The organism is Sphingomonas sp. M6A6_1c, assembly GCF_053345135.1.
On sequence record NZ_JBKEZO010000003.1, the window covers coordinates 142,624 to 166,979 of the forward strand.

The 24,356-nt window shown below is 68.9% G+C and carries 24 protein-coding genes; 9 read left to right on the forward strand and 15 right to left on the reverse strand.

The genetic code is table 11. The annotated features are described in order from the left end of the window. Positions 1 to 161 precede the first annotated feature (161 nt). Complete coding sequence (locus ACLBWH_RS06755) at positions 162 to 1,379, reverse strand: argininosuccinate synthase (RefSeq protein WP_447797708.1); 1,218 nt, start codon at positions 1,377 to 1,379, stop codon at positions 162 to 164. A 133-nt stretch (positions 1,380 to 1,512) separates the two neighbouring features. Between ACLBWH_RS06755 and ACLBWH_RS06760 the strand changes: the two genes are divergently transcribed. Then, on the forward strand, positions 1,513 to 1,911 hold the full coding sequence (locus ACLBWH_RS06760) for an EF-hand domain-containing protein (RefSeq protein WP_322850866.1): 399 nt from the start codon (positions 1,513 to 1,515) through the stop codon (positions 1,909 to 1,911). A 139-nt stretch (positions 1,912 to 2,050) separates the two neighbouring features. Here the strand turns inward: ACLBWH_RS06760 and ACLBWH_RS06765 are convergent, their stop codons facing one another. From ACLBWH_RS06765 to ACLBWH_RS06775, 3 genes are read right to left on the reverse strand one after another with little or no spacing between them, the layout of a single operon-like run. After that, positions 2,051 to 3,280: a class I SAM-dependent methyltransferase gene (locus ACLBWH_RS06765; RefSeq protein ID WP_447797710.1), complete on the reverse strand. Its 1,230-nt coding sequence runs from the start codon at positions 3,278 to 3,280 to the stop codon at positions 2,051 to 2,053. 18 nt (positions 3,281 to 3,298) lie between these two features. Next, on the reverse strand, positions 3,299 to 4,045 hold the full coding sequence (locus ACLBWH_RS06770) for a molybdopterin-dependent oxidoreductase (RefSeq protein WP_447797712.1): 747 nt from the start codon (positions 4,043 to 4,045) through the stop codon (positions 3,299 to 3,301). Then, positions 4,042 to 4,749, reverse strand: a complete 708-nt coding sequence (locus tag ACLBWH_RS06775) for a cytochrome b/b6 domain-containing protein (protein WP_322850869.1) — start codon at positions 4,747 to 4,749, stop codon at positions 4,042 to 4,044. The genes ACLBWH_RS06770 and ACLBWH_RS06775 overlap by 4 nt, the downstream gene beginning before the upstream one ends. A gap of 26 nt (positions 4,750 to 4,775) precedes the next feature. On the opposite strand from ACLBWH_RS06775, the gene ACLBWH_RS06780 reads away from it, so the two are divergent. Continuing rightward, positions 4,776 to 5,393, forward strand: coding sequence for a flavin reductase family protein (locus ACLBWH_RS06780; protein WP_447797713.1), 618 nt, complete (start codon positions 4,776 to 4,778; stop codon positions 5,391 to 5,393). A 9-nt stretch (positions 5,394 to 5,402) separates the two neighbouring features. Here the strand turns inward: ACLBWH_RS06780 and ACLBWH_RS06785 are convergent, their stop codons facing one another. Genes ACLBWH_RS06785 through ACLBWH_RS06800 form a run of 4 tightly spaced genes read right to left on the reverse strand, consistent with a single transcriptional unit; the run spans position 5,403 to position 8,536 of the window. Further along, on the reverse strand, positions 5,403 to 6,161 hold the full coding sequence (locus ACLBWH_RS06785) for a sulfite exporter TauE/SafE family protein (protein WP_447797715.1): 759 nt from the start codon (positions 6,159 to 6,161) through the stop codon (positions 5,403 to 5,405). Next, positions 6,154 to 7,398, reverse strand: a complete 1,245-nt coding sequence (gene rlmN, locus ACLBWH_RS06790; RefSeq protein ID WP_447797717.1) for a 23S rRNA (adenine(2503)-C(2))-methyltransferase RlmN — start codon at positions 7,396 to 7,398, stop codon at positions 6,154 to 6,156. The genes ACLBWH_RS06785 and rlmN overlap by 8 nt, the downstream gene beginning before the upstream one ends. Before the next feature lie 26 nt (positions 7,399 to 7,424). Then, positions 7,425 to 7,892: a hypothetical protein gene (locus ACLBWH_RS06795; RefSeq protein ID WP_447797718.1), complete on the reverse strand. Its 468-nt coding sequence runs from the start codon at positions 7,890 to 7,892 to the stop codon at positions 7,425 to 7,427. Beyond that, on the reverse strand, positions 7,889 to 8,536 hold the full coding sequence (locus ACLBWH_RS06800) for a histidine phosphatase family protein (RefSeq protein WP_447797720.1): 648 nt from the start codon (positions 8,534 to 8,536) through the stop codon (positions 7,889 to 7,891). Before ACLBWH_RS06800 ends, ACLBWH_RS06795 begins: the two co-directional genes overlap by 4 nt. Before the next feature lie 180 nt (positions 8,537 to 8,716). On the opposite strand from ACLBWH_RS06800, the gene dnaN reads away from it, so the two are divergent. Continuing rightward, entirely contained in the window at positions 8,717 to 9,832 is a 1,116-nt protein-coding gene (gene dnaN, locus ACLBWH_RS06805) for a DNA polymerase III subunit beta (protein WP_137897391.1), read from the forward strand. Between the two features lie 196 nt (positions 9,833 to 10,028). Then, positions 10,029 to 10,895: a lactonase family protein gene (locus tag ACLBWH_RS06810; RefSeq protein ID WP_447797722.1), complete on the forward strand. Its 867-nt coding sequence runs from the start codon at positions 10,029 to 10,031 to the stop codon at positions 10,893 to 10,895. A 30-nt stretch (positions 10,896 to 10,925) separates the two neighbouring features. Here the strand turns inward: ACLBWH_RS06810 and ACLBWH_RS06815 are convergent, their stop codons facing one another. Beyond that, a complete protein-coding gene (locus ACLBWH_RS06815) occupies positions 10,926 to 11,810 on the reverse strand; it encodes a DUF4886 domain-containing protein (RefSeq protein ID WP_447797723.1) in 885 nt (294 codons plus the stop codon). Between the two features lie 114 nt (positions 11,811 to 11,924). On the opposite strand from ACLBWH_RS06815, the gene ACLBWH_RS06820 reads away from it, so the two are divergent. The 3 genes from ACLBWH_RS06820 to ACLBWH_RS06830 are packed head-to-tail and all read left to right on the forward strand — an operon-like array spanning position 11,925 to position 14,868. Beyond that, positions 11,925 to 13,019 carry an 8-amino-7-oxononanoate synthase gene (locus tag ACLBWH_RS06820; RefSeq protein WP_447797725.1) on the forward strand — a complete coding sequence of 365 codons (1,095 nt, stop codon included), beginning with the start codon at positions 11,925 to 11,927 and terminating at the stop codon, positions 13,017 to 13,019. Beyond that, complete coding sequence (bioD, locus tag ACLBWH_RS06825) at positions 13,016 to 13,630, forward strand: dethiobiotin synthase (protein WP_447797726.1); 615 nt, start codon at positions 13,016 to 13,018, stop codon at positions 13,628 to 13,630. The genes ACLBWH_RS06820 and bioD overlap by 4 nt, the downstream gene beginning before the upstream one ends. Then, positions 13,627 to 14,868 carry an adenosylmethionine--8-amino-7-oxononanoate transaminase gene (locus ACLBWH_RS06830; RefSeq protein ID WP_447797728.1) on the forward strand — a complete coding sequence of 414 codons (1,242 nt, stop codon included), beginning with the start codon at positions 13,627 to 13,629 and terminating at the stop codon, positions 14,866 to 14,868. The genes bioD and ACLBWH_RS06830 overlap by 4 nt, the downstream gene beginning before the upstream one ends. Before the next feature lie 652 nt (positions 14,869 to 15,520). On the opposite strand, the gene ACLBWH_RS06835 is transcribed toward ACLBWH_RS06830, so the two are convergent. From ACLBWH_RS06835 to ACLBWH_RS06855, 5 genes are all read right to left on the reverse strand, one after another. Then, positions 15,521 to 16,462 (reverse strand): Gfo/Idh/MocA family protein, encoded by a 942-nt coding sequence (locus ACLBWH_RS06835; protein WP_447797730.1) that lies wholly within the window; start codon positions 16,460 to 16,462, stop codon positions 15,521 to 15,523. Next, positions 16,459 to 17,448 carry an AraD1 family protein gene (gene araD1 / locus ACLBWH_RS06840; protein WP_447797732.1) on the reverse strand — a complete coding sequence of 330 codons (990 nt, stop codon included), beginning with the start codon at positions 17,446 to 17,448 and terminating at the stop codon, positions 16,459 to 16,461. The genes ACLBWH_RS06835 and araD1 overlap by 4 nt, the downstream gene beginning before the upstream one ends. Continuing rightward, positions 17,445 to 18,083 carry a 2-dehydro-3-deoxy-6-phosphogalactonate aldolase gene (locus ACLBWH_RS06845; RefSeq protein ID WP_322848663.1) on the reverse strand — a complete coding sequence of 213 codons (639 nt, stop codon included), beginning with the start codon at positions 18,081 to 18,083 and terminating at the stop codon, positions 17,445 to 17,447. The genes araD1 and ACLBWH_RS06845 overlap by 4 nt, the downstream gene beginning before the upstream one ends. Positions 18,084 to 18,240: 157 nt before the next feature. Further along, positions 18,241 to 19,140, reverse strand: coding sequence for a 2-dehydro-3-deoxygalactonokinase (locus ACLBWH_RS06850; RefSeq protein ID WP_447797733.1), 900 nt, complete (start codon positions 19,138 to 19,140; stop codon positions 18,241 to 18,243). 13 nt (positions 19,141 to 19,153) lie between these two features. Further along, positions 19,154 to 20,464, reverse strand: a complete 1,311-nt coding sequence (locus tag ACLBWH_RS06855) for a sugar MFS transporter (protein ID WP_322848665.1) — start codon at positions 20,462 to 20,464, stop codon at positions 19,154 to 19,156. Between the two features lie 158 nt (positions 20,465 to 20,622). Here ACLBWH_RS06855 and ACLBWH_RS06860 point away from each other — a divergent pair, with 158 nt between their 5' ends. Both ACLBWH_RS06860 and ACLBWH_RS06865 read left to right on the forward strand, forming a co-directional pair. Next, positions 20,623 to 21,714, forward strand: coding sequence for an aldose epimerase family protein (locus tag ACLBWH_RS06860; RefSeq protein ID WP_447798199.1), 1,092 nt, complete (start codon positions 20,623 to 20,625; stop codon positions 21,712 to 21,714). A 1-nt stretch (position 21,715) separates the two neighbouring features. Continuing rightward, positions 21,716 to 23,497: an IlvD/Edd family dehydratase gene (locus ACLBWH_RS06865; RefSeq protein WP_322848666.1), complete on the forward strand. Its 1,782-nt coding sequence runs from the start codon at positions 21,716 to 21,718 to the stop codon at positions 23,495 to 23,497. Positions 23,498 to 23,631: 134 nt separating this feature from the next. On the opposite strand, the gene ACLBWH_RS06870 is transcribed toward ACLBWH_RS06865, so the two are convergent. Beyond that, entirely contained in the window at positions 23,632 to 24,339 is a 708-nt protein-coding gene (locus tag ACLBWH_RS06870) for a FadR/GntR family transcriptional regulator (RefSeq protein WP_322848667.1), read from the reverse strand. Positions 24,340 to 24,356: the final 17 nt, after the last annotated feature.

Genomic DNA, 24,356 nt, shown 5'->3' on the forward strand with positions numbered 1-24,356 from the left:
CAAGCATTGTCGTGCCGGGTGCGCCGAATGGAGGTGAGCTCCGTCATGCCGGACGTGATCCGGCATGACGCTTCGTCGGTGACCGGGAAGACGCGGGACCCCGGCGCAGGGCCGGGGTGACGGCTGATATGGCTGAGCGCGTCGCTTCGTCGAACGGCAGCTTATGCGTCGCGGCGGCCGAGCAGGCGGAGGCGCAGCGCGTTGAGCTTGATGAAGCCGGCCGCGTCGCGCTGGTCGTAGGCGCCCTGATCGTCCTCGAAGGTCACGACCTTTTCGGAATAGAGCGAATTGGGCGACTTGCGGCCGACGATATAGACGCCGCCCTTGTAGAGCTTGAGGCGGACGGTGCCGCTGACCTTCGCCTGGCTGTGGTCGATCGCCGCCTGCAGCATCTCGCGCTCCGGGCTGAACCAGAAGCCGTTGTAGACCAGCTCCGCATAGCGCGGCGCCAGCTCGTCCTTGAGGTGCGCCGCGCCGCGATCGAGCGTGATCTGTTCGATGCCGCGATGCGCGAGGTGATAGATGGTGCCGCCCGGCGTTTCGTACATCCCGCGGCTCTTCATCCCGACGAAGCGGTTCTCGACGAGGTCGAGCCGGCCGATCCCGTGACGGCGGCCGAGTTCGTTGAGCTTGGTGAGCAGCGTAGCCGGGCTCACCCCCTCGCCGTTCAGCGCCATGCCGTCGCCGCGCTCGAAGTCGATCGTGATATATTCGGGCGCGTCGGGCGCGTCCTCGGGGTTCACCGTGCGCGAATAGACGTAATCGGGCACTTCCTGCCACGGATCCTCGAGCACCTTGCCCTCCGACGAGGTGTGCAGGAGGTTCGCGTCGGTCGAGAAGGGCGATTCGCCGCGCTTGTCCTTGGCGACCGGGATCTGATGCTGTTCGGCGAATTCGATCAGCCGGGTGCGGCTGGTCAGATCCCATTCGCGCCACGGCGCGATCACCTTGATATCGGGCGCGAGTGCGTAATAGCCGAGTTCGAAGCGGACCTGGTCGTTGCCCTTGCCGGTCGCGCCGTGGCTGACCGCATCGGCGTTCACCTGACGCGCGATCTCGATCTGGCGCTTGGCGATCAGCGGCCGCGCGATCGAGGTGCCGAGCAGATACAGCCCCTCGTACAAGGCGTTGGAGCGCATCATCGGGAAGACGTAATCGCGTACGAATTCCTCGCGCAGATCGTCGATGAAGATATGCTCGGGCTTGACGCCGGCCATCTGCGCCTTCTGGCGCGCGGGCTCCAGCTCCTCGCCCTGGCCGAGGTCAGCGGTGAAGGTCACCACCTCGCAATTATACGTCTGTTGCAGCCACTTCAGGATCACGCTCGTATCCAGCCCACCCGAATAGGCGAGAACGACACGGTTGATCTGATCGGTCACGGCAGCATCCTTGGCTATGGTCGGGTCGCCGCGCCCCTAGGCTCCTGCGCGCGCCCGCGCAACGGTTGCGTTCACGGTGGGTTTAAACGGCTGCCGCTAGTATCGCGGCCGATCCCTTTTTTTCGGAGACATCATGTTTCGTCCGTTGCTCGCCGCATTGCCCGTTCTGATGCTCGCCACGCCGATGGTGGCGGCGCAGGCGATCGATCCCAAGCTGAAGGCCGAGTTCGACCGCAGCGATGCCAATCACGACGGCGTGCTGACCCGCGCGGAGATCGACGCGCGCGTCGCGCGGATGGATGTCGGCAAGAACAAGATGCCGCCGGGCAAGGCCAAGGCGATCAGCACCGCATGGTTCAACACCGCCGACGCCAATCACGACGGCAAGGTGACCCCCGCCGAGATGCAGGGCCTGTTCCGCGCGCTGGCGTCGCGGTACGACACCAACCACGACGGCGTGGTGAGCCTCGAGGAGCGCACCGCCGCGCGCGCGGCGATCATCGCGCCGGCACCGGTGCCCAAAGCGCGGTAGGGCTTAACGACTCCATCCCTACCGTCATCCCGGCGAAAGCCGGGACCCATGGTTGCGAGCGGCTGATGGTGCGCGCGACTAGCGGCGACACCGTGACCATGGGTCCCGGCGTACGCCGGGATGACGATGAGGGGTGTCGTCAGTATCCTCGCAGCGCGCGTTCGCCCTCGAATATATAGTCGCGAGTGATCGGCAGTTCGGTGCGGCTGCGGCTGAACTGGATCTGGAAATTGACCAGCCCGCCGTTCTCGAACGCATTGGCCGCGCCGGCGAGATAGAAGGTCCACATCCGATAGAAGCGTTCGTCGTACAGCGCGACGATCGCATCGCGTGCCGCCACCGTCCGGCGATACCATTCGTACAAAGTGTAGGCGTAATGGAGGCGCAGCACCTCGACATCGGTAAGGAACAGCTTGAGCCCCTCGAACGCCGCGATCGTCTCCGACAGCGCCGGATTGTAGCCGCCGGGGAAGATATATTTCGTCGTCCAGTCATCGGTGACGCTGGGTGGCCCGAGCCGGCCGATCGTGTGGATCAGCGCGACGCCATCGGGGGTGAGGAGGTCGCGGCATTTGCGGAAATAGGCGCGATATTGCGGTGGGCCGACGTGTTCGAACATGCCGACCGAGACGATGCGGTCGAACTGCCCCTCGACGCGGCGATAGTCGATCAGCTCGAACTTGACCTTGTCGGCGACGCCGGCGGCGGCGGCGCGTTCGCGCGCGATCTTGAGCTGCTCTTCCGACAGCGTCACGCCGAGCACCTCGACCCCGAAATGCTTGTTGAGATACAGCGCCATGCCGCCCCAGCCGCAGCCGATGTCGAGCACGCGCATGCCCGGCCGGATCGCGAGCTTGGCGGCGATATGCGCGAGCTTGTCGCTCTGCGCCTGTTCGAGGCTGTTGTCGGGATCGGTGTAATAGGCGCAGCTGTATTGTTTGTCGGCGTCGAGGAAGAGGTCGTAGAGTCGCGCGGACAGATCATAATGATGCGCGACGTTCTGCTTCGAGCGGCGCTCCATGTTGATCCGGTCGAGCCGGTGCTTCACCGCGCCGAAGCCGCGCACGAAGGCGGAGGGTTGCAGCGCGTTCTGGCCGGCTTCCCACGCGCTGTTGCGCTTCATCAACTGGACGAGGCCCATGATGTCGTCGCCGTCGACGGTCATGCGGCCGTCCATATACATCTCGCCGGCGGCGAGCGCGGGGTTGCGGACGATCCGTCCGGCGACGCCGTTATCCTGGAACCGGAGCTGGATATGACCGAGCTCTGGATCGGGAGTACCGAAGGTGGCGGGGGGTTTGCCGGGACGGTGGAGGGTGAGTTGGCCACGCTTGACGGCGCGGCTGAGGAACATATCGATCAGCGCCATGCGCGCTGCCTTAATCCGCTAGATGCCCGCATACCAATCGTAATCGACATTGTCCTCCCAATAGCCGCCCTTGCCCTTGCCGATGGTGGCGAGGCTGGCGACCGCGTCGATGCCGGTGACGTATTTGGCGTGCTTGTAGCCGAGCTGGCGCTCGACGCGCAGCCGCACCGGCGCGCCGTGCGGGACGGTGAGGCGGGCGCCGTTCATCTTGAGCGCCAGGATCGTCTGCGGGTGGAAGGCATCGATCGTGTCGATCGATTCGTAATAGGGCTGGCCGTTGTAGAGGTCGGCGCAGGTGAAGACGACGTAGCGTGCGCCGGTGCGCATCCCCGCCGCCTTCAGCACGGTGCCCAGCATCGGTCCCTGCCACTGGCCGATCGCGCTCCAGCCCTCGACGCAATCGTGGCGGGTGATCTGACTGCGCGCGGGCATCGACGCGAGCTGATCGAGCGACAGCGAAAGCGGCCGGTCGACGAGGCCGCCGACCTTGAGGCGGTAACCCGCGAATTGGTCGGCGACCATCGCGGCATAACCGGGCGTGCCGGGATCGCGCGTGCCGTTGGCGCGGAAGATCGGCGACATCTGCTCGCGGGTGAATTCGGGCGCGAGCGCGCCGCGATCGAGCAACGCGCGCTGCAGGCCGCGGTGGATATCCTCGCCGGCGAACAGGATCTTGCGTGCTTGGGGAAGCGCGGCGACCTTGTCGCAGCCGGCGAGCAGCAGCCCGGCGCCTGCCGTCAGCAATGTACGGCGGGGGAGGATCATGCTTCGGGCACCTTCCACTTGCCGGTGATCATCGAGCGCAGTTCGTTGCCCGCGCCGGCTAGGATGACGAGCGTCAGATGGACGACGACGAAGCCGCCGATCGTCGCCGAGGTGACGAAATGCAGCGACCGCGCCGACTGGCGGCCGCCGAACAGGTCGAGCAGCCACGGCCAGGCCGCATCCATCCCCGGCGACAGCGCGAGCCCGGTGAGGATCATCAGCGGCAGCGCGAGGAAGATGACGAGGATGTAGCTCCATTTCTGAAGGCTGTTGTACGCGCCGGGGTCGTCCGCGTCGTGGAAGCGGAGATTGAGGTGGTCGCGGACATCCTCGGCGAGATGCGCGGGACTGACGTCGGCGCGCGTCAGCCGCAGCTTGCGCGCGAAATGGCGGTTGATCAGGCTGGCGATCATGAAGGCGAGCAGGCCGAAGGCGAGCACCAGCGCGAACAGTAGGTGCCAGCGGCGCGAGATGGCGAGATTGTAATTGGCGGGAATGGTGATCCACGCCGGAAAGCGCGGCAACTGCGCCCAGGCGTGGTCGAAATTCGCCCCGTACCGCCCCCAATAGAGCCGCGGATGCGCATTGGAGATGCCGAGCCCGCTGCCGAGCAGGATGACGACCGCGACGGCGTTGATCCAGTGCCAGATGCGCGTCGCCAGCGCGTGGCGGAAGATCGACGTGCCGGGTCGTGTTGCGTCCATTCCCGCGTCATAGCAGTTAAGCAGCCATGATCGAATGGCATTTCTACGAACCGCGCGACGGCCACCGGCTGCCGCACGACCCGCTCAACGCGATGGTCGCACCGCGACCGATCGGCTGGATCAGCAGCGTCTCCGCCGATGGGGTGCGCAACATCGCGCCCTATAGCTTCTTCAACGTGATCAACTATTCGCCGCCGCTGATCGCCTTTTCGTCGATGGGGTGGAAGGACAGCGTCGCCAATATCGACGCGACCGGCGAGTTCGTCTGGAACCTCGCGACGCGCGACCTTGCCGAAGCGATGAACGCGACCGCGGCGATCGTGCCGCCGGAGGTTGACGAATTCGGGCTGGCGGGGCTGGCAACGCTGCCCTCGCGGCTGGTGACGCCCGAGCGCGTGGCGGCGAGCCCGGTAGCGTTCGAATGCAAGCTGACCCAGCTCATCCGGCTGACCGATCGGCATGGCGTGGAACTGGACCAATATCTGGTGATCGGCGAGGCGATCGGCATCCATATCGATGCGGCGATGCTGGACGACGGCGTCTACCAGACCGCCCGCGCCCGCCCGATCCTGCGCGGCGGCGGTCCGGCGGATTATTTCGAGGTCACGCCCGAAACGCGGTTCGAGATGCGCCGGCCGGGGTAAGCGGCCGCCTCAGCCATAAGCGCGCCAGAAGAACACCGCGGTGGTCACCGTCGTGACCAGCAGCGTCCAGCCGCGGATCAGGCCGGGTGGCAGGCTGCGCCCGACCAGCGCGCCGAGATAGCCGCCAACGATCGAGCCGACCATCATCGGCAGGCACAAGGCCCAGGCGACCATGCCGCTGGCGACGAAGACGATCGTCGCCGCGGTATTGGCGACCGCGAGCATCAGCGTCCGCGGCGCGGCGAGTTCGGCGGGGCTGGCGCCGGTGAGCAGCCCCCACATCGCGGTCAGCATCATGCCGACGCCGCCACCGAAATAGCCGCCGTAGACGCCGAGCAGCGCCTGTCCCGCGACGAGGCTGCGCGGGCCGGCGGTGAAACGCGCGCTCAGCCAGTCGGAGGCGTGGCGGCCGAGCGCGATCGCGATCGTCGCGGCGAGCAGCAGCCACGGCACGATGACGTCGAACGCACGCGCCGGCGTCCAGACGAGCAACAGGCTGCCGGCGAGCCCGCCGGTGAAGGTGATCGCCGAGAGCGTCCGCACCCCGACGCCGCCGAGCGGGGCGAGCCCGCCGCGATAGGCCCAGGCGCTGGCGACCGCACCGGGCTGGACCGCGACGTTGCTGGTCGCATTAGCGACGGTGGAGGGCAGGCCGAGCGCGATCAGCGTCGGCATCGTCGCGAACGAGCCGCCGCCGGCGAGCGCGTTCATCGCGCCCCCGAGCAGACCCGCGCCCGCCGCGAGGGCGAGCGTGAGCGGATCAGCCAAGCGCGGCCATCTTTTCGTCGGCCTCGCGGTCCATCTGCGCGCGGCTCTTCTTCTCGGCGGCGGTCTTGAGCTGGCCGCAGGCGGCGTCGATGTCGCGACCGCGCGGGGTGCGGACCGGCGCCGAGATGCCGCCTTCGAAGATGATGTCGCTGAACCGGCGCACGCGCTCGGGCGTCGACGTGTCGTAGGCGGCGCCCGGCCAGGGGTTGAACGGGATCAGGTTCACCTTGGCGGGCAGGTCGTATTTGCGCAGCAACCGAACGAGTTCGTGCGCCTCGGCATCCGAATCGTTCTTGTCCTTGAGCATCACATATTCGAACGTGATGCGGCGCGCGTTGTTCGCGCCGGGATAATCGGCACAGGCCTGCAACAGCTCCTCGATGCCATATTTCTTGTTGAGCGGCACGAGTTCGTCGCGCACCTCCTTCGTCACCGCATGGAGCGATACCGCGAGGTTGACGCCGATCTCCTCGCCGGCGCGCGCCATCATCGGCACGACGCCGCTGGTGGACAGCGTGATGCGGCGCTTCGACAGCGCCAGGCCGTCGCCGTCCATCACCAGCTTCAGCGCGTCGCGCACCGCGTCGAAATTGTAGAGCGGCTCGCCCATGCCCATCATCACGATGTTGGTGAGCATGCGGCCCTCGGGCTGGCTCGGCCATTCGCCGAGCGCATCGCGCGCGAGCATCACCTGGCCGACGATCTCGCCCGCGGTCAGGTTGCGGACGAGGCGCATCGTGCCGGTGTGGCAGAAGCGGCAGTTGAGCGTGCAGCCGACCTGGCTCGACACGCAGAGCGTGCCGCGATCCGCGTCGGGGATGAACACCGCCTCGTAATCCTGCCCGTCGGGCGAGCGCAGCAGCCATTTGCGCGTGCCGTCGGTCGACACCTGCGCCTCGACCACCTCGGGCCGGCCGATGACGAAGCGCTGCTCGAGCCAGGGATGCATCGTCTTGGAGATATCGGTCATCGCCGAGAATTCCGTGGCGCCGCGATTGTAGAGCCAATGCCAGATCTGCTTGGCACGCAGCTTCGCCTGCCGCAGCTCCATGCCGGCGTCGAGCAGCGTCTCGCGCAACGCGTCCTTGCCGAGGCCGATCAGGTCGATCCGCCCGTCCTCGCGGAACGTCTTGGCGCGCGGCACGGGTACGGGATCGATATGGCCCGGAATGGGCATGGGGGGAGCAACGCTGTCGAGCATCGCCGGCATATAGGCGAAAATGGCGCGATTTGCCATGCCTTCGGCAACGGGCGGCGGACCGGCTAGCGGACGCACCCCAGCGCCGCCGCATCGATCGCGGTCGCGGCGCCGGCGAGCAGATAGACATCGGCGAACGGTCGCCCGCCGGTGGCGACCGCCTCGATGCTCATGCTGCGGCCGGAGCGGATCGCGGCGACGATCGCATGGTCGCTCGGGCCGTCGGTCGCCCAGGCGTCGAGGCCGTTGGCGGCGAGGTCGAAGCGGCGCTCGCCGACGGTCAGCGTCACCGGTGCCGAACGGTCGCGCGGGCGCGACAGGCGGACGTGGAGCGAGGCGCGCAGGCCGCGACCCGGCCAGGTCGCGACGCTCGCCCAGCCGGTGCTGCGGCCGCCGGCAGTGACCGGGCGTGCGATCGCATAGCAGCGCGCCGGCACCGTATCGCGGAACGCCCCCCAGCTTCGGTAGACGCCGATCGTGTCGCGCGCGCCCGCCGGCGCGGCGATCAGCAGCGCGAGGAGCAGCGCCTTCACGCCGGCGCGTGCCCGCTGCCGAGGTGCGCGATCGATTCGCGCGCGCCCTCGATGCACACCAACGATCCCTGCGGCAGGCCGGCGGCGATCGGCGCGCCCCATTCGGGGTGCGCGGCTGCGCCGGTCATCGCGCCGCGCAACACCCGGCTGGAGATGCCGTGCATGATGACCAGCCGGTCGCCGGGCGCGTCGGTGTCCGCCAGCCAGCCCGAGACGCGCGTGGCGATCTGGCGGTAATCCTCGCCGTCCGGGGCGGGGCGGAGCAGCCCGTCGGGGGTCACCACCGCGCCCACCTCGCCGATCACCTCGGCATAATAGCGCCCGCCCCAGGCGCCCATGCCGATCTCGACCAGCCGCGCGTCGGTATGCGCGGCGTGCCAGTCGAGTTCGAGATGTTCGGCGACGACGCTCAGCGTCTGCAACGCGCGCCCGGTCGGCGACGCCCAGAGCGTCAGCGCCGGCTTCGCGCCGAGCAGCGCGCGCAGCGCCCGCCCCATCTCCTCCGCCTGCGCGAAGCCGGCGCGGGTCAGCGGCGTATGCGGATGGTCACCCTGCAACCGCCGCGCCGCGTTGAACACGGTTTCGCCGTGGCGCGCGATGAAGTCGCGGCCCTGGCGGGCGGAGGGGGCGGGGGGCTGCGTCATGCCGTCCGTGTCGGATCGCAATGCGGCAAAAGCAACGGCTTTCGCCGCGGCGCCGCCCCCGCGCCGCTAACCCACCGTTAACCGGAATCGCCCGAGGGGTGCTCGCGCTTGCTCCAACCCCTTTTTCATGGGTAGGACAGGGGAAACTTGCCCCGGACTCGGGGGACGGGGATTAAGATCATGAAGGCGACCATCGAACGCGCAACGCTCCTCAAGGGGCTGAGCCATGTCCAGTCCGTGGTGGAACGGCGCAACACCATCCCCATCCTGTCGAACGTGCTGCTCGAAGCGACCGCCGAGGGGCAGTTGCGGCTGATGGCGACCGACCTCGATTTGCAGATCAACGAATCGGTGGCGGCGGCGGTCGACCAGCCGGGATCGACGACGGTGTCGGCGCACACCTTGTTCGACATCGCGCGCAAGCTGCCCGACGGCAGCCAGGTGCAACTCGCCGCATCGGAGGGGCGGATGTCGATCGTCGCGGGCCGTGCGCGGTTCAGCCTCGGCACGCTGCCGCGCGACGACTTTCCGGTGATCGCCGAGGGCGAGCTGCCGACGCAGTTCGAAATCCCGGCGGAGACGCTCAAGCAGATCATCGACAAGACGCGTTTCGCGATCTCGACAGAGGAGACGCGCTATTATCTCAACGGCATCTTCCTCCACGTCCAGGACGATGCCGCCGAGCCGACGCTCAAGGCGGCGGCGACCGACGGCCACCGGCTGGCGCGCGTGACGCTGCCGCGGCCCGAGGGCGCGGCGGGGATGCCCGACGTGATCGTGCCGCGCAAATGCGTCGCCGAATTGCGCAAATTGCTCGACGAGGTCGACGGTTCGGTCGGCGTGTCGCTGTCGGGGACCAAGATCCGCTTCGACCTGGGGCAGGCGGTGCTGACCTCGAAGCTGATCGACGGCACCTTCCCCGATTATTCGCGCGTCATCCCGACCGCGAACGACAAGATCCTGAAACTCGATCCGCGCAGCTTCGAGGAGGGCGTCGACCGCGTCTCGACGATCGCGACCGAAAAGACGCGCGCGGTGAAGATGGCGCTCGATCGCGACAAGATCACGCTGTCGGTGACCAGCCCCGAAAACGGCACGGCGGCGGAAGAGGTGCCGGGCGAATACGTCTCGCTGCCGTTCGAGATCGGCTTCAACAGCCGCTATCTGCTCGACATCCTCGGCCAGATCGACGGCGATGTCGTCGAGGTGCATCTCAACGATGCCGCCGCGCCGACGCTGATCCGCGAGAACGACAAGGCACCGGCGCTCTACGTGCTGATGCCGATGCGGGTCTGATCCGCTGGGCGATGACGGGTTCGCGCTCGACCGGCGTGCGCTGATCGCCGGGATCGGCGTCGGCATCGCCGTACCCGCCGCAGCGACGCGCGCGGCGGGCGAGGGCGTCGCGGCATCCTCCGACGGCGGGGCGTTCGCACTCGTCGCGGGCGGGGGCGTACGGCCGCTGGAAATCGGCGACGGTCTCGAATGGGTCGTGCCCGATGGTGCGGGGGGACGGCTCGCTGTCTTCACGCGAAAGGGCGGCGGGCGGCTGATCGGCTTCGATCGCGGCTGGCGAGCACGCGGCGAGGCGGCGACGGGCGGCGGCGAGCCGGTGCATCTGGCGATCGCACCCGATCGAACGGTGGCGGCGGTGGCCGATTACAGCGGCGGGACCGTGTCGCTCCATCGCCTGCGCGGCAATGTGCCGGGCGCCCCGACGCTGATCCGCCATCGCGGTTCCGGACCGAACGCGTCGCGGCAGGCGGGGCCGCATCCGCATTGGGTGGGGTTCGGCGCGGATGGGCGCTGGCTCTACGTGGTCGATCTCGGCGCTGACGCGGTATTCGCGCATCGGATCGAACAGGGGCGCGCGGTCGAGACGCGGATCGCGTGGCAGGCGCCGGCGGGATCGGGGCCGCGCCATCTCGCCTGGCATCCGACCAAGCGCCTCGCGTACGTCGTGAGCGAATTGGTCAGCACGCTGACGACGCTGCGGATCGAGGCGGACGGCAGGCTGACCGCGCTCGACGTGCAGCCGACGCTGCCGGCGGGGAGCAAGGGCTATGTCGGCCATATCGCGATCGATCCGCAGGGGCGGCGGCTTTATGCCTCCAATCGCGGGCCGAACACGATCGCGGTGTTCGCGCTCGACGATCCGCTGCGGCCGCGGTTGATCGAGCAGGCGCCGTGCGGCGGCGACTGGCCGCGGTTCTTCCTGTTGCGGCCGGAGGCGGGCGAGATGCTGGTCGCCAACGAGCGCAGCCCGGCGATGGCGGTGCTGCCGCTGGGGCGTGACGGTCGGCTGGGGCCGCCGCGGACCGGACCGGCGGTGCCGAAGGCGCGCTTCGCCGCCTGGTAGGCCATCCGTCGGGCGCATGGCGGTGGAGGATCAGCCCGCGGCCAATTGCTCGCGCGCGATGAGTTGCAGCGAGGCGGCAAGATCGGGGGACAGGCCGAGTTCGTCGGCTGCGCGCTCGTTGCGGCCGAGGGTGCGCGGATCGACGCCGGTGATGCGGCCGAACACCATCAGGGCCTCCAGATAATAGCCCGCGGTGCTGGCGTGATATTGGTCGTAGGACCAGAAATTGGCCTGGCCGTAGGCGGTGCCGTCATAGGGATTGGGATCGGCGACGCCCGCCGCGAAGGCGCGCGTCCACGCCTGGCCGACCGGGATGACGCCGGTGATCGTCGGATGCGCGCGGCGCGCGCGTTCGGCGGCGATGCGCAGGTCGTCTGCCATCGCGGCGATGCCGCGGCCGTACCAGCGGCCGTTCGGCAGATAGGTCTGGTCGGCGCGGCTCCACGTCGCCATCAGGTCGATGCGGACCGCCGGGTTGCGCGCGCGGAACAGGGCGGCCAATTGGCCGACACTGCGGATATAGCGGGTGGGATCGCCGGGGCGGTCGCGGTCGAGCGTGCTGAATTCCTGGAGCACGACGACGTCCCAGGCGCGGTCGAACAGATGGCGGCGCTGGTCGTAGTGGAAGGCGAGGCTCTGCCCGCCCTGCGTTTCGAGGCTGACCGCGTAGCGCAGCCCGGCCTCCTCGGTGAATTCCTTGAACAAGGCCGGTACGCCGCCATAACCCGCGCCGGCCAGGTCGGTAACGGTGCCGGCGTGCCAGTTGCGCACCGCCGAATGCGCGCCCTGGGTGAAGCTGTTGCCGATGAACAGGATCGTGCGCGGCAGGACGACCGGCGTCGGCCCGCGCTGTGCGGCACCGGCGGCAGCCGGCACCGCCAGCAGCAGGAGGGCGGCAAGGAATCGCCTCAACATCGTCGCATGGTCCTTCGGTCGTCGCGCATCGATCGTGCCGCCGTATCGGATGCGGCGGGGGGATGGCCAGCGCTGGATGATGGCATGCGCGCACGGTTTCGCTAAGAGGCGGCGATGCTGCAATTCTATCGCGACGATCTTGCCCGGCTGGCGGGCGCGGACCGGCTGAGACGGCTGGTGCCGCGCAGCGGCGCCGATTTCACCTCGAACGATTATCTGGGCCTCGGCGCGTCGGCGCGGCTGCGCGGCGCGGTGGCGGCGGCGCTCGACCGCGGGGTCGGCATCGGTTCGGGGGGATCGCGGCTGTTGCGCGGCAACGATCCCGAGCATGAGGCGCTGGAGGCGGAGGCGGCGGCGTATTTCGGCAGCGAGGCGGCGTTGTTCTTCGCCAACGGTTATGCCGCCAATGTCGCGGCGTTGGCGACGCTGCCGCAGCCGGGCGATCTGGTCGTGTACGATGCGCTGATCCATGCGAGCGCGCATGACGGGATGCGGCTGGGGCGGGCACCGCGGGTGGCGGCGGCGCATAACGACGTGGCGGCGTTCGAGGATGCGATCCGCGACTGGCGCGCCGGCGGCGGCAAGGGGACGCCGTGGATCGCGGTGGAAAGCCTCTACGGGATGGACGGAGACCGGGCGCCGCTCGCCGCGCTGGTCGCGCTGGCCGAGCGGCACGAGGCGATGCTGCTGATCGACGAGGCGCATGCGACGGGCGTGTTCGGCGAGGGCGGGCGGGGGCTCGCGGCGGGGCTCCACGACCGGCCGAACGTCGTCACCCTGCACACCTGCGGCAAGGCGCTGGGGGCGGAGGGCGGTTTGCTGTGCGTGCCCCGCGTGCTGCGCGACATGCTGGTCAACCGCGCGCGCGGGTTCATCTTTTCGACCGCGCCGTCGCCGCTCATGGCGGTGGCGGTGCGCGAAGCCCTGCGCATCCTCGCCGACGAGCCGGAGCGGCAGGCGCGGCTCTGGGACCTGATCGCGGCGGCGGAGGCGGCGCTGGGGCGGGCGACGGGATCGCAGATCGTGCCGGTGATCGTCGGCGCGGACGGCGCGGCGGTGGCGCTTGCCGAACGGTGCCGGGCGGCGGGTTACGACGTGCGGGCGATCCGGCCGCCGACGGTGCCGGCGGGGACCGCGCGGCTGCGCGTGTCGGTCACGCTCAACGTCGACCAAGCGGCGATCGCCGGGCTGGGGGAGGTGCTGCGATGACGACGATCGTGGTGACGGGGACCGATACCGAGATCGGCAAGACGGTGTTCGCCGCGGGGCTCGCGGTGGCGCTCGGCGCGACTTATTGGAAGCCGGTGCAGGCCGGGCTGGACGAGGGCGGCGACGGCGATACGGTGCGGCGGCTCGGCGTGACCCGGGTGCTGCCCGAGGCGTATCGGCTGGCGACGCCGTGTTCGCCGCATCGCGCCGCGGCGATCGACGGGGTGACGATCGATCCCGAACGGCTGGCGCGGCCGCTGGTCGACGGGCCGCTGGTGGTCGAGGGCGCGGGCGGCGTGCTGGTGCCGCTCGCCGACGATCTGCTCTACGCCGACGTGTTCGCGCGCTGGGGGGCGCCGGTGGTGCTGGTGGCGCGGACCGCGCTGGGGACGATCAACCACAGCCTGCTCAGCATCGAGGCGTTGCGCAGCCGCGGCGTGCCGATCCTCGGCGTCGCCTTCGTCGGCGATGCGCAGGAGGACAGCGAGGCGACGATCGCGCGGATCGGCGGGGTACGGCGGCTCGGACGGCTGGGACGGATCGCGCCGCTCGATGCGGACACGCTGGCGCAGGCGTTCGCCAAGGGGTTCAGGACGGAGGATTTCGTATGAGTTCGCCGATCTGGCATCCCTTCACCCAGCATGGGCTGGGCGAGCCGATCCCGACCGTCGTGCGCAGCGAGGGCGCGGCGCTGTTCACCAGGGACGGGCGGCGGATCGTCGATGCGATCTCGAGCTGGTGGGTGACGACGCACGGTCATCGCAACCCGCGGATCATGGCGGCGATCGCGGCGCAGGCGGACCGGCTCGACCAGATCATCTTCGCCGGGTGGAGCCACGAACCGGCGGAGGCGGTGGCGGCGGGGCTGCTGCGGCTGATGCCGGCGGCGCTGACGCGGGTGTTCTTCTCCGATTCGGGGTCCACCGCGGTCGAGGTCGCGCTGAAGATGGCGCTGGGCTATTGGCTCAACCGGGGCGAGCCGCGGCATCGCATCCTCGTGCTCGAACACGGCTATCACGGCGACACCATCGGGACGATGTCGGTGGGCGCGCGGGGGGCGTTCAACCGGGCCTATGCGCCGTTGCTATTCGACGTGGCGACGATCCCGTTTCCCGCGGCGGGGGCGGAGCAGGCGACGCTCGATGCGCTGGAGGCGGCGTGCCGCGACGCGCCGGCGGCGTTGATCGTCGAGCCGCTGATCGTCGGCGCCGGCGGGATGCTGACCTATCCGGCGTGGGTGCTTGCCGAGATGCGGGCGATCTGCGCGCGGCATGGCGTGCTGTTCATCGCCGACGAGGTGATGACCGGCTGGGGACGGACCGGCACGTTGCTGGCGTGCGAACAGGCCGAGGTCGTGCCGGACATCCTGTGTCTTTCCAAGGGGCTGACCGGCGGTGCGGTGCCGCTGGCGGTGACGATGGCGACCGAGCCGATCTATCAGGCGCATTACAGCGACGATCGCGCGCAGATGTTCTTCCACTCGTCCAGCTACACCGCCAATCCGATCGCCTGCGCGGCGGCGGCGGCGAATATCGCGATCTGGGAAGACGAGCCGGTGCTGGAACGGGTCGCCGATCTGGCGGCGCGGCAGGCGGTGCGGCTCGGCGGTTTGCGCGGGGTGCGCAATCCGCGCGTGCTGGGGACGATCGCGGCGGTCGATCTGGGCGCGGACGGGGCGGATTATCTGTCCGCGCTCGGGCCGCGATTGCTGGCGTTCTTCCGCGAATGCGACCTGCTGCTGCGGCCGTTGGGGAATACCGTCTATGTGATGCCGCCTTATTGCATCGACGATGCCGATCTGGATGCGGTCTATACGGCGATCGGCGACGCGGCGGCCAATTGCGGCTGAAATGCGGCAACATGGACAAGTTGGACACCTGAATGGAAACGATCTCCCCCTGATCGTTTCCGTTTCTGCACTGATGAGAAAGAGCGGTGTTCGTCGTTTGCCTTGGTAGCAAATGCGCGGGGTGTAGGACAGGCGGGTTCGCGCAGAGGCGCAGAGAAGGCGATTCACGCGGAGGCGCGGAGGCGCGGAGAAGAAGAGGGCTCGAGTCTCACCGTGCTTCGGTGGCTCGGCACGGACGGGTTGGGTTAGCGTCGCCGCTTTTCTACCGGTGTTGTCGGGCGGGGCTTTGCGCCGTGCGGTTCATCTCCGCGCCTCCGCGTCTCCGCGTGAACCCTTCTTCTCTTTGCGCCTTCGCACCTTCGCGCCTTCGCGTGATAATCTTCTTTTGCGATGCCGAGTACGTATCGGTCGATGGCTCCGGTCCGGGACGCCGGCGTCGAATTTTTCACGCGAAGGCGCGAAGGCGCGAAGGCGCGAAGGCGCGAAGGGAAGGAAGAAGGGTTGTTCGCGCAGAGGCGCGGAGGCGCGGAGGTGTTGGACCCGGCGCGAAGCGCCCTCTGTACCAACGGCGGGACGGTAAATGGACCGCTGACGCGGCCCGTCCTTCTTCTTTGCGTCTCCGCGTCTCTGCGCGAAAATCCTTCTCCGCGCCTTACTCGACGAACGGTTCGACGGTGATCCGGCGGCCGCGGAGAAAGGCGTCGGCGACGTGGCGGAGGGGGGCGATGTCGACGTCGCTGGTCGCCGCGCGCACGATCTCGGCGAAGCGGTGGTAGAGGCCGGCATATTCGCCGTGCAGCGCCGCCTGCTGCTCGGCTTCGCTGCCGTCGGGGAGGACGAGGCGGGCGCCGCCGTCGTGCAGCGTCAGCGTGCCGCGGTCGGTCTCGACGGCGATGTCCCAGCTTTGCGGGCCTTCCTGACGGAAGTCGAAATCGGCCTCGATCGGCAGGCCGGCATCGTCAGAGAAGCGGATGCGCGCGGCGATCGGCGCGTCGCAATTCGCCGGGAAGTCGAGCTCGGCCTCCTCGATGAAGAATGGCCGCGGCAGGATGCGGGTGACGATCGACAGCGCGTTGATGCCCGGATCGAACACGCCGAAGCCGCCGGCTTCGAGGATCCACGCCTGTCCGGGATGCCAGACGCGGATATCCTCGCGCCAGGTCACCGTCACCTTGGTGATCGTCGCATCGGCGAGGAAGGCGCGCGCCGGCTCGACGCCGGGCGCGTAGCGCGAATGCCAGCTGGCGAAGAGGCTGATCCCCGCCGCATCCGCGGCGGCACGGAGCTGCGCGACTTCGGCGAGCGTCGCGCCGGGCGGCTTTTCGAGGAAGACGTGCCACTCTTGCGCGATCGCCCGCGCGGCGATGGCGCGGCGCACCTGCGGCGGGGTGCAGAGCGCCACCGCGTCGATGCCGAGGCCGCTGGCGATCAGTTCGTCGATGTCCCTGAAATGCGGCACGTCGGCGACGCCTTCGCCATGACGGCTGACGGTGGCGGCGAGGGTGATGTCGGCATTGCCGGCGATCGCGGGGACGTGCTGATCGTGGGCGATCTTGCCCATGCCGACGAGGGCGAGACGGATCTTCTGACTCACAGCGCGGTCACCTGAACGGGCGCCGCATCGGCAAGCGCGAGGGGGTTGCGGAGCGGCAGCGTGAACGGCGCCGCCTGGATCGAGAAAACGTCACCGGCCTGCGTCTGCACGCCGTCGGCGCACGACAAGGTCGCGGTGCCGAAGAAATGGACGTGGATGTCGCCGGGGCGGCGGAACGAGGCATATTTGAAATGATGGTGTTCGAGATTGGCGAGCGTGTGCGACATGTTCGCCTCGCCGGTCAGGAACGGCTTTTCCCACAAAGTCGCGCCATCGCGCTCGATGCGGCTGGTGCCCTGGATATCCGCGGGCGGTTCGCCGAGCAGCAATTCGGCGCCGAGCGATGCGGCACGCAGCTTGGAATGCGCGAGCCAAAGGTAATTGTGCCGCTCGGTGATGTGGTCGCTGAATTCGTTGGCGAGCGCGATGCCGAGGCGGAAGGGGGTGCCGTCGTCGCCGATCAGATAGATGCCGGCGAGTTCGGGTTCCTCGCCGCCGTCCTGCGCGAACGACGGCGACACCAAGGGCGCCTCGGGGGCGACGAGCGACTGGCCGTCGCCCTTGTAGAACCATTCGGGCTGCGCGCCGACCGTGCCGGGGGCGGGGCGGCCGCCCTCCATCCCTTCGAGGAACAGGCGCATCGAATCGGTCTGCGTGCCGGCGGCGGCGGCCTTGTGCATCGCGTCGCGGCCGGCGGCCGAGCCGAGATGGGTGAGGCCGGTGCCGGCGAGCATCAGCCGCGCCGTATCGGGATGATCGATCGCGGGCAGCAACGTGCCGGCGGCGAGCGCCCCGGCGAGGTCGACCGTCTCGTCGGAGCGGCGCGCGCGGGCGGCGTCGAGCAGCGACACGCGCTCGGCGATCGCCTGTGTCGCGAGCTCACGCGTGGTGGCGACGCCGGTGAGGACGTTGGCGGTCTCCTCGGCGAGGAGGACGCGGCGGGTGCCGTCGGGCAGGCGTTGCTGGAGAAGGCGGGAGGCGGTCATGCGAGATCCTTGGCGGCGGTGACGAACGCCGCGGCATCGCGCGCGACGTCGGCGACGGATTTACCGGCGCGGTAGAGGTTGGAGCCGAGGCCGAAGCCGTCGGCACCGGCGGCGCGCCATTGCGCCATATTGTCGGGCGAGATGCCGCCGACCGCGAGGACGCGGGTGGTCTTGGGCAGCACGGCGCGCTGTGCCTTGAGGAAGGCGGGGCTGGCGCCGTCGGCGGGGAAGAGCTTCAGCGCATGCGCGCCGGCGGCGAGTGCGGCGAAGCCCTCGCTCGGGCTGTAATAGCCGGGCAGCGAGACGAGGCCGCGCGCGACCGAGGCGCGGATGACGTCGGTATTGGTGTTGGGCGAGATGATCAGCTCGCCGCCGGCGTCGGCGACCTGCGCGACCGCCTCGGGGGTGAGGACGGTGCCGGCGCCGACCATCGCGCGGCCGGCGTAGCGCTTCGCCATGGCGGCGATGCTGGTCAGCGGATCGGGCGAGTTGAGCGGGACTTCGAGCAGGGTGAAGCCGGCGTCGACCAACGCGTCGCCGACGCCCTCGGCCTCGGCGGGGGTGAGGCCGCGCAGGATCGCGACGAGCGGGCAGGCGGCGAAGGCCTCGGCGAACCGGGTGGCGGGATCGGTCATCTGGGTTGCTCCGGAAATGGGCGGATGAGGGGTGAACGACGTTCGCCATCGTTCGTCACCCCGGCCTCGAGCCGGGGTCCCGCTTCTTCCACCGTCATGAGGTAGCGGGACCCCGGCTCAAGACCGGGGTGACGGGGGTTATGCGACGGGCGCGCGGTCACAGCCCTAAGTGCCCGCGCAGGTGGTGGACGCCGCCGAGGAAGGCGGCGGTGGCGTCGACCGCGACGGTGACGCCGCCGCGCGCCTCGATCGCGATCTTGTAGAGGTCGGCGAGCGCACCCTCGGCGAGGAGATGCACGGTGCGGCCGTCGAGCGCGCGCGCGCCGACGTCCGATCCGATCAGCACGCCGCTGGCATAGGCCGCGGCGTCGTCGGGGGCGCGGCGGCCGAGCAGGACGCTCGCGCGCACTTCGAACAAAGCGGTGCCGAGGTCGACCGCGCCGGCGCCGCGGGCGATGCCGTCGCGGAAGGCGGCGCCGTCGGCGACCGGACCGTCGAGCATGCCGGCGAGGATGCCGTGGCCCTTGAGCAGCGCGAACAATTCGCCGGTCATCACCGTGGCGACGTCGACGATCCGCGCCGCTTCGGTGGCGATCCACTTGTTGTGCGTGCCGGGCTGGCAGAACAGGGCTTCGGCGGGGGCGAGGCCGGCGGCGATCGCGCCGAGCACCTGCAATTCCTCGCCGCGCATCACGTCGGCGCGCGTGTCGGTGAGCAGCGAGACGCCGGGGACGATGGTCAGCCCGGCCTTGTCGATGCGCAGCGCCGCCATCGCCAGCGCGTGCAGGTCGGCGGGGGCGGGGACGTACGGCGCCTCATACCAGCCGCGGGTCGAGCCGATCATCCCCGCGGCGATCACCGGCAGGTCGCCGAGCCGGTCGCGCAGCGCGGCGAGCGCGGGGGGATAATCCGCCGCCGCCATCGCCAGCACGCCGCGATCGTCGCGGATCCGGTCGCCGATGCTGCCGTCCGCCTCGATCCGATAGGCGCGGCGGTTGGTCGTCCCCCAATCGACGGCGATGATCGCGCCGTCGCGGGGCGGTGTTCCGCTGGTCACGGGTGGGACGTCCTCAGCTTACGGTCTGGTCGCCGAGGTCGGCCGTCGGCTTCGATCCCCACAGAGCATAAGCGAGCACGATGATCTCGCACGCCATGGTCAGGAAGAACGAATTCTGCAGGCCGTAATGATCGGCCAGCCAGCCCTGCACCACGACGAGCGCGCCGCCGGCGATCGCCATGATCATCAGCCCCGAGCCTTCCTCGGTGAGCGGGCCAAGGCCGCGGATCGCCAGCGTGAAGATCGTCGGGAACATGATCGAATGGAACAGCCCGACCGCGATCAGCGACCACATCGCCACCGGTCCGGTGGTGAAGGTGGCGATGGCGACGACGATCAGCGCGCCGAAGGCGAAGACGCTGAGCACGCGTTCCGGCGCGATCTTCTGCATGATGAAGCTGCCGGCGAAGCGGCCGATCATCATCCCGCCCCACAGCAGCGACAGATAGCGCGACGCTTGTTCGTGCGTCGTCGCGGCGATCTGCGGCTGCGAGACGAAATTGACGAACAGGTTGGCGACGCCGATTTCCGCGAGGAGATAGGCGATCATCGTCGGGATGCCGAGCGTCAGGTTGCGATGCTTCCACAGCGAATGCTGGTGGCGATCGGCCTTGGCGGCACGCTGCGTCGCGCCACCCAGAGCGGGCAGCGGGAAGCGCGCGATGACCACCGCGAGCACGACCAGCACGATCGCGACGAGGACGTAGGGCAGGATGACCGACTGCGCGTCGGCATAACGCTGCGCCTGGCTGATCGTCGCGCCCGCCTCGGCGGTGCCGCTGCGGCTGCGGCCGAGAATCAGATAGCCCGCGAACAGCGGCGCCAGCGTGGTGCCGAGCGAGTTGAATGCCTGTACCAGATTGAGACGCGACGACCCCGTCTCGGGCGGCCCGATGACGGTGACGTACGGATTCGCCGCGACCTGCAGCAGCGTGATGCCGCTGGCGATGACGAACAGCATGACGAGCGTCACGCCGTAAGAGGGCAGGCTGGCGGCGAGCGTCATGCCGAGCGCGCCGGCGGCCATGATGAGCAGGCCGATGACGATCGCACGCTGATAGCCGACCCGCTCGATCAGCTTGGCCGAGGGGATCGAGGCGAAGAAATAGGCGATGAACCAGACCGATTCGATCAGTGTCGTCTGCGTGTAATCCAGCTCGAACACCGAGCGCAGATGCGGCAGCAGCACGCCGTTGATGACGGTGATGAAGCCCCACATGAAGAAGAGGCTTGCCAACAGGCTCAACGCTTTACGGTACGATCCGCCCCCGCCTGAAGCGGCGGGTGCCGCGCCGTTCGTCGTTACCCCAATCGGTCCTGCCATAATCTCGTCCTCTCCGCCTGTCGCGCTGCTCGGCTGCCTTGCGCGCCGGGTATTTGTCAGACTATATAGCCCAGACACGCCGGGTCAATGCCGGGGATGCATCCAAGGAGGGGGCAATGAAGCTTCGAAAGGCACTCATCATCGCAGGCGTCGGGTTCATGGCGATGGTCGCCGCGCAGGCGGACGCCGCGACCGCGCGGCGCGACTCGGCAGGCACGCTCGCCGACGGCACCGCGGTCGAGGCGGTGACGCTGTCGGCGGCGAACGGCGTCTCGGCGCGGGTGCTCACCTATGGCGCGACGTTGCAGGCCTTCTCCGGCCCCGACCGCAACGGCAAGGTCGCCGACGTGCTGCTCGGCTATGACGACGCCAAGGATTATGCCGAACATCCCAATTACTTCGGCGTGACCGTCGGCCGCTTCGCCAACCGCATCGGCGGCGGCAAGTTCACGCTGGACGGCAAGAGCTATCAATTGCCGCTCAACGACAAGGTCAATTCGCTGCACGGCGGCAAGGTCGGCTTCGACAAGCAGCCGTGGCGGATCGTCACGATCAAGGACGGGTCGGTGACGATGGCGCTGACCAGCCCGGATGGCGACCAGGGCTATCCCGGCAAGCTCGACGTGACGATCACCTACACGCTGAGCGACGACGGCGCGCTGACGATCGCCTTCGGTGCGAAGACCGACAAGCCGACGGTGGTCAACATGACCAACCACGCGATCTTCAACCTCGCCGGCGAGGGATCGCCGATGGGCGCGCTCGGCCACCGGCTGACGATCCCGGCCAAGGCGATCACGCCCGTCGACGCCAATCTGGTGCCGACCGGCGAGCTACGCCCGGTCGCGGGCACGGTGTTCGACTTCCGCAACCGCCGCATCCTCGCCGACGGCGTGCGCGACGGCCGCGATCCGCAGATCGTGATGGGGCACGGCTACGACCACAATTTCGCGCTCGACAAGGGCGTGACCGCGACGCCGGGCCTCGCCGCGCGGCTGGAAGACCCCGCCTCGGGCCGCGTGCTCGAAGTGTCGAGCACCGAGCCGGGCGTGCAGATGTACACCGGCAATTTCCTCGACGGCAGCTACATCGGCAAGAGCCGCCACGTCTATCGCATGGGCGACGGCGTCGCGCTGGAACCGCAGAAATTCCCGGACGCGCCCAACCACCCCAATTTCGCCTCGGCCCGGGTCGATCCCGGCAAGCCGTATCGTCACGTCATGATCTACAAACTCTCGGTGGCCAAATAAGATGACGCAATTGCGCAGCCGCGCCTGGTTCAACAATCCGGCGAATATCGACATGACCGCGCTCTATCTGGAGCGCTATCTCAACTTCGGGCTGAGCCTTGAGGAGCTGCAATCGGGCAAGCCGATCATCGGCATCGCGCAGACCGGCAGCGACTTGTCGCCCTGCAATCGCCATCACCTGGTGCTCGCCGAGCGGGTGCGCGAGGGCGTGCGCGAGATGGGCGGGATCGTGCTCGAATTCCCGGTCCATCCGATCCAGGAGACGGGCAAGCGGCCGACCGCGGGGCTCGACCGCAACCTCGCCTATCTCGGCCTCGTCGAGACGCTGTACGGCTATCCGCTCGACGGCGTCGTGCTGACGATCGGCTGCGACAAGACGACGCCGGCGTGCCTGATGGCGGCGGCGACGGTCAACATCCCGGCGATCGCTCTGTCGGTCGGGCCGATGCTCAACGGCTGGCACAAGGGCGAGCGGACCGGTTCGGGCACGATCGTGTGGAAGGCGCGCCAGTTGCTCGCCGCGGGCGAGATCGACGATGCCGAATTCATCCGCCTCGTCGCCTCGTCGGCGCCGTCGACCGGCTATTGCAACACGATGGGCACCGCGACGACGATGAACTCGCTGTGCGAGGCGCTCGGCATGTCGCTGCCCGGCTCGGCGGCGATCCCCGCGCCGTATCGCGACCGGCAGGAGGTGTCGTACCTCACCGGCAAGCGCATCGTCGAGATGGTGCGCGACGACCTCAAGCCGTCGGACATCCTGACCAAACAGGCGTTCCACAATGCGATCCGCGTCAATTCGGCGATCGGCGGCTCGACCAACGCGCCGATCCACCTCGCCGCGATCGCGCGCCACATCGGCGTCGACCTGCCGATCAAGGATTGGGAGACGGAGGGGCACAAGGTGCCGCTGCTGGTCAATCTGCAGCCGGCGGGCGAATATCTCGGCGAGGATTATTATCGCGCCGGCGGCGTGCCCGCGGTGGTCAACCAGCTGATCGGGCAGGGCCTGATCCATGAGGACGCGCTGACCGTCAACGGCAAGACGATGGGCGAGAATTGCCGCGGCGTCGCCATCGAGGACGAGAAGGTGATCCGTCCCTTCGACCAGCCTTTGGTCGAGGATGCGGGCTTCATCGTGCTGTCGGGCAATCTGTTCGACGCGGCGGTGATGAAGACCAGCGTGATCTCGCCCGAATTCCGTCAGCGTTATCTGTCCAACCCCGGCGATCTCAACGCGTTCGAGGGGCCGGCGGTGGTGTTCGACGGGCCGGAGGATTATCATCACCGGATCGACGATCCGGCGACCGGGATCACGCCCGAAACGCTGCTGTTCATGCGCGGCGCGGGCCCGATCGGCTATCCCGGCGCGGCGGAGGTCGTCAATATGCGGCCGCCCGCGTATCTCATCACCGAGGGCGTGCATGCTCTCCCCTGCATCGGCGACGGCCGCCAATCGGGGACGAGCGGTTCGCCGTCGATCCTCAACGCCTCGCCCGAGGCGGCGGCGATGGGCGGTCTGGCTTTGCTCAAGACCGGCGACCGGGTGCGGGTGGACCTCAACACCGGGACGGCGAACGTGCTGATCTCCGACGCCGAACTGATGGAGCGCCGCCGTGCGCTCGAGGCGGCGGGGGGCTATGCCTATCCTGCGTCGCAGACGCCGTGGCAGGAGATCCAGCGTGCGGTCGTCGGCCAGATGAACACCGGCGCGATCCTGGAGGGCGCCGAGAAGTACCAGCGGATCGCGCAGACGATGGGGCTGCCGCGCGACAACCATTGATGCGGGTGGGGGCTGGGGTGACTCGTCCCCCCTTCGTCATCCCGGCGTCCGCCGGGATGACGAGTTTTTACGTTATTTCCGCCCAACATCCGTCATCCCGGCATTCGCCGGGATGACGATGGGCGCAATCCCCCTCACGCGCGCAGCAGGCGTTCGGTGTCTTCGTGGGCTTGTTGGAGGAGGACGATCGTAGCGTCGCGGGCGGCGGCGGGGTCGCGGGCGGCGATGGCGTCGAAGAGGCGGCGGTGTTGCGGCATCGAATCGCGCGGGCGGCGGCGGTCGCGGAACTTGAAGATCGTCGTCCAGCGGACCGCCGAACCGATGCTGCCCGACAGGCTGACGAGCAATTCGTTCTCCGTCGCCTCCAGGATCGCATTGTGGAAGGTCTGGTCGGCGGCCTGACCCTCCGGCGTGTCGAGGCCGTGCGTCGCCATCCGGGTCAGCGCCGCGTCCATGCGGGCGAGCTGGTCGGCGGTGCGGAAGGTCGCCGCCATCTCCGCGGCGGAGGGCTCGACGATCATGCGCAACTGGAACAGGCTGCGTACGAAGGTGGCGGGCGGTTCGCCCTCGAACATCCAGGCGAGCACGTCGGGGTCGAGCAGGTTCCAGAGCGCGCGCTCGCGCACCCGCGTGCCCGATTTGGGCCGGCTCTCGACCAGCCCCTTGGCCGACAGCATGCGCAGCGATTCGCGCACGACGCTGCGCGAGACGCCGCGCTGGCTGGCGATGTCGATCTCGCCGGGGATGACGCTGCCGGGCGGGTGCTGGCCGGTGACGATGGCGATGCCGAGATCGCGTGCGATTACCGTATGTGCGGGCTCGCGCCGTTCACCCTTGGCCATCCGCTCTCCCCTTGTTG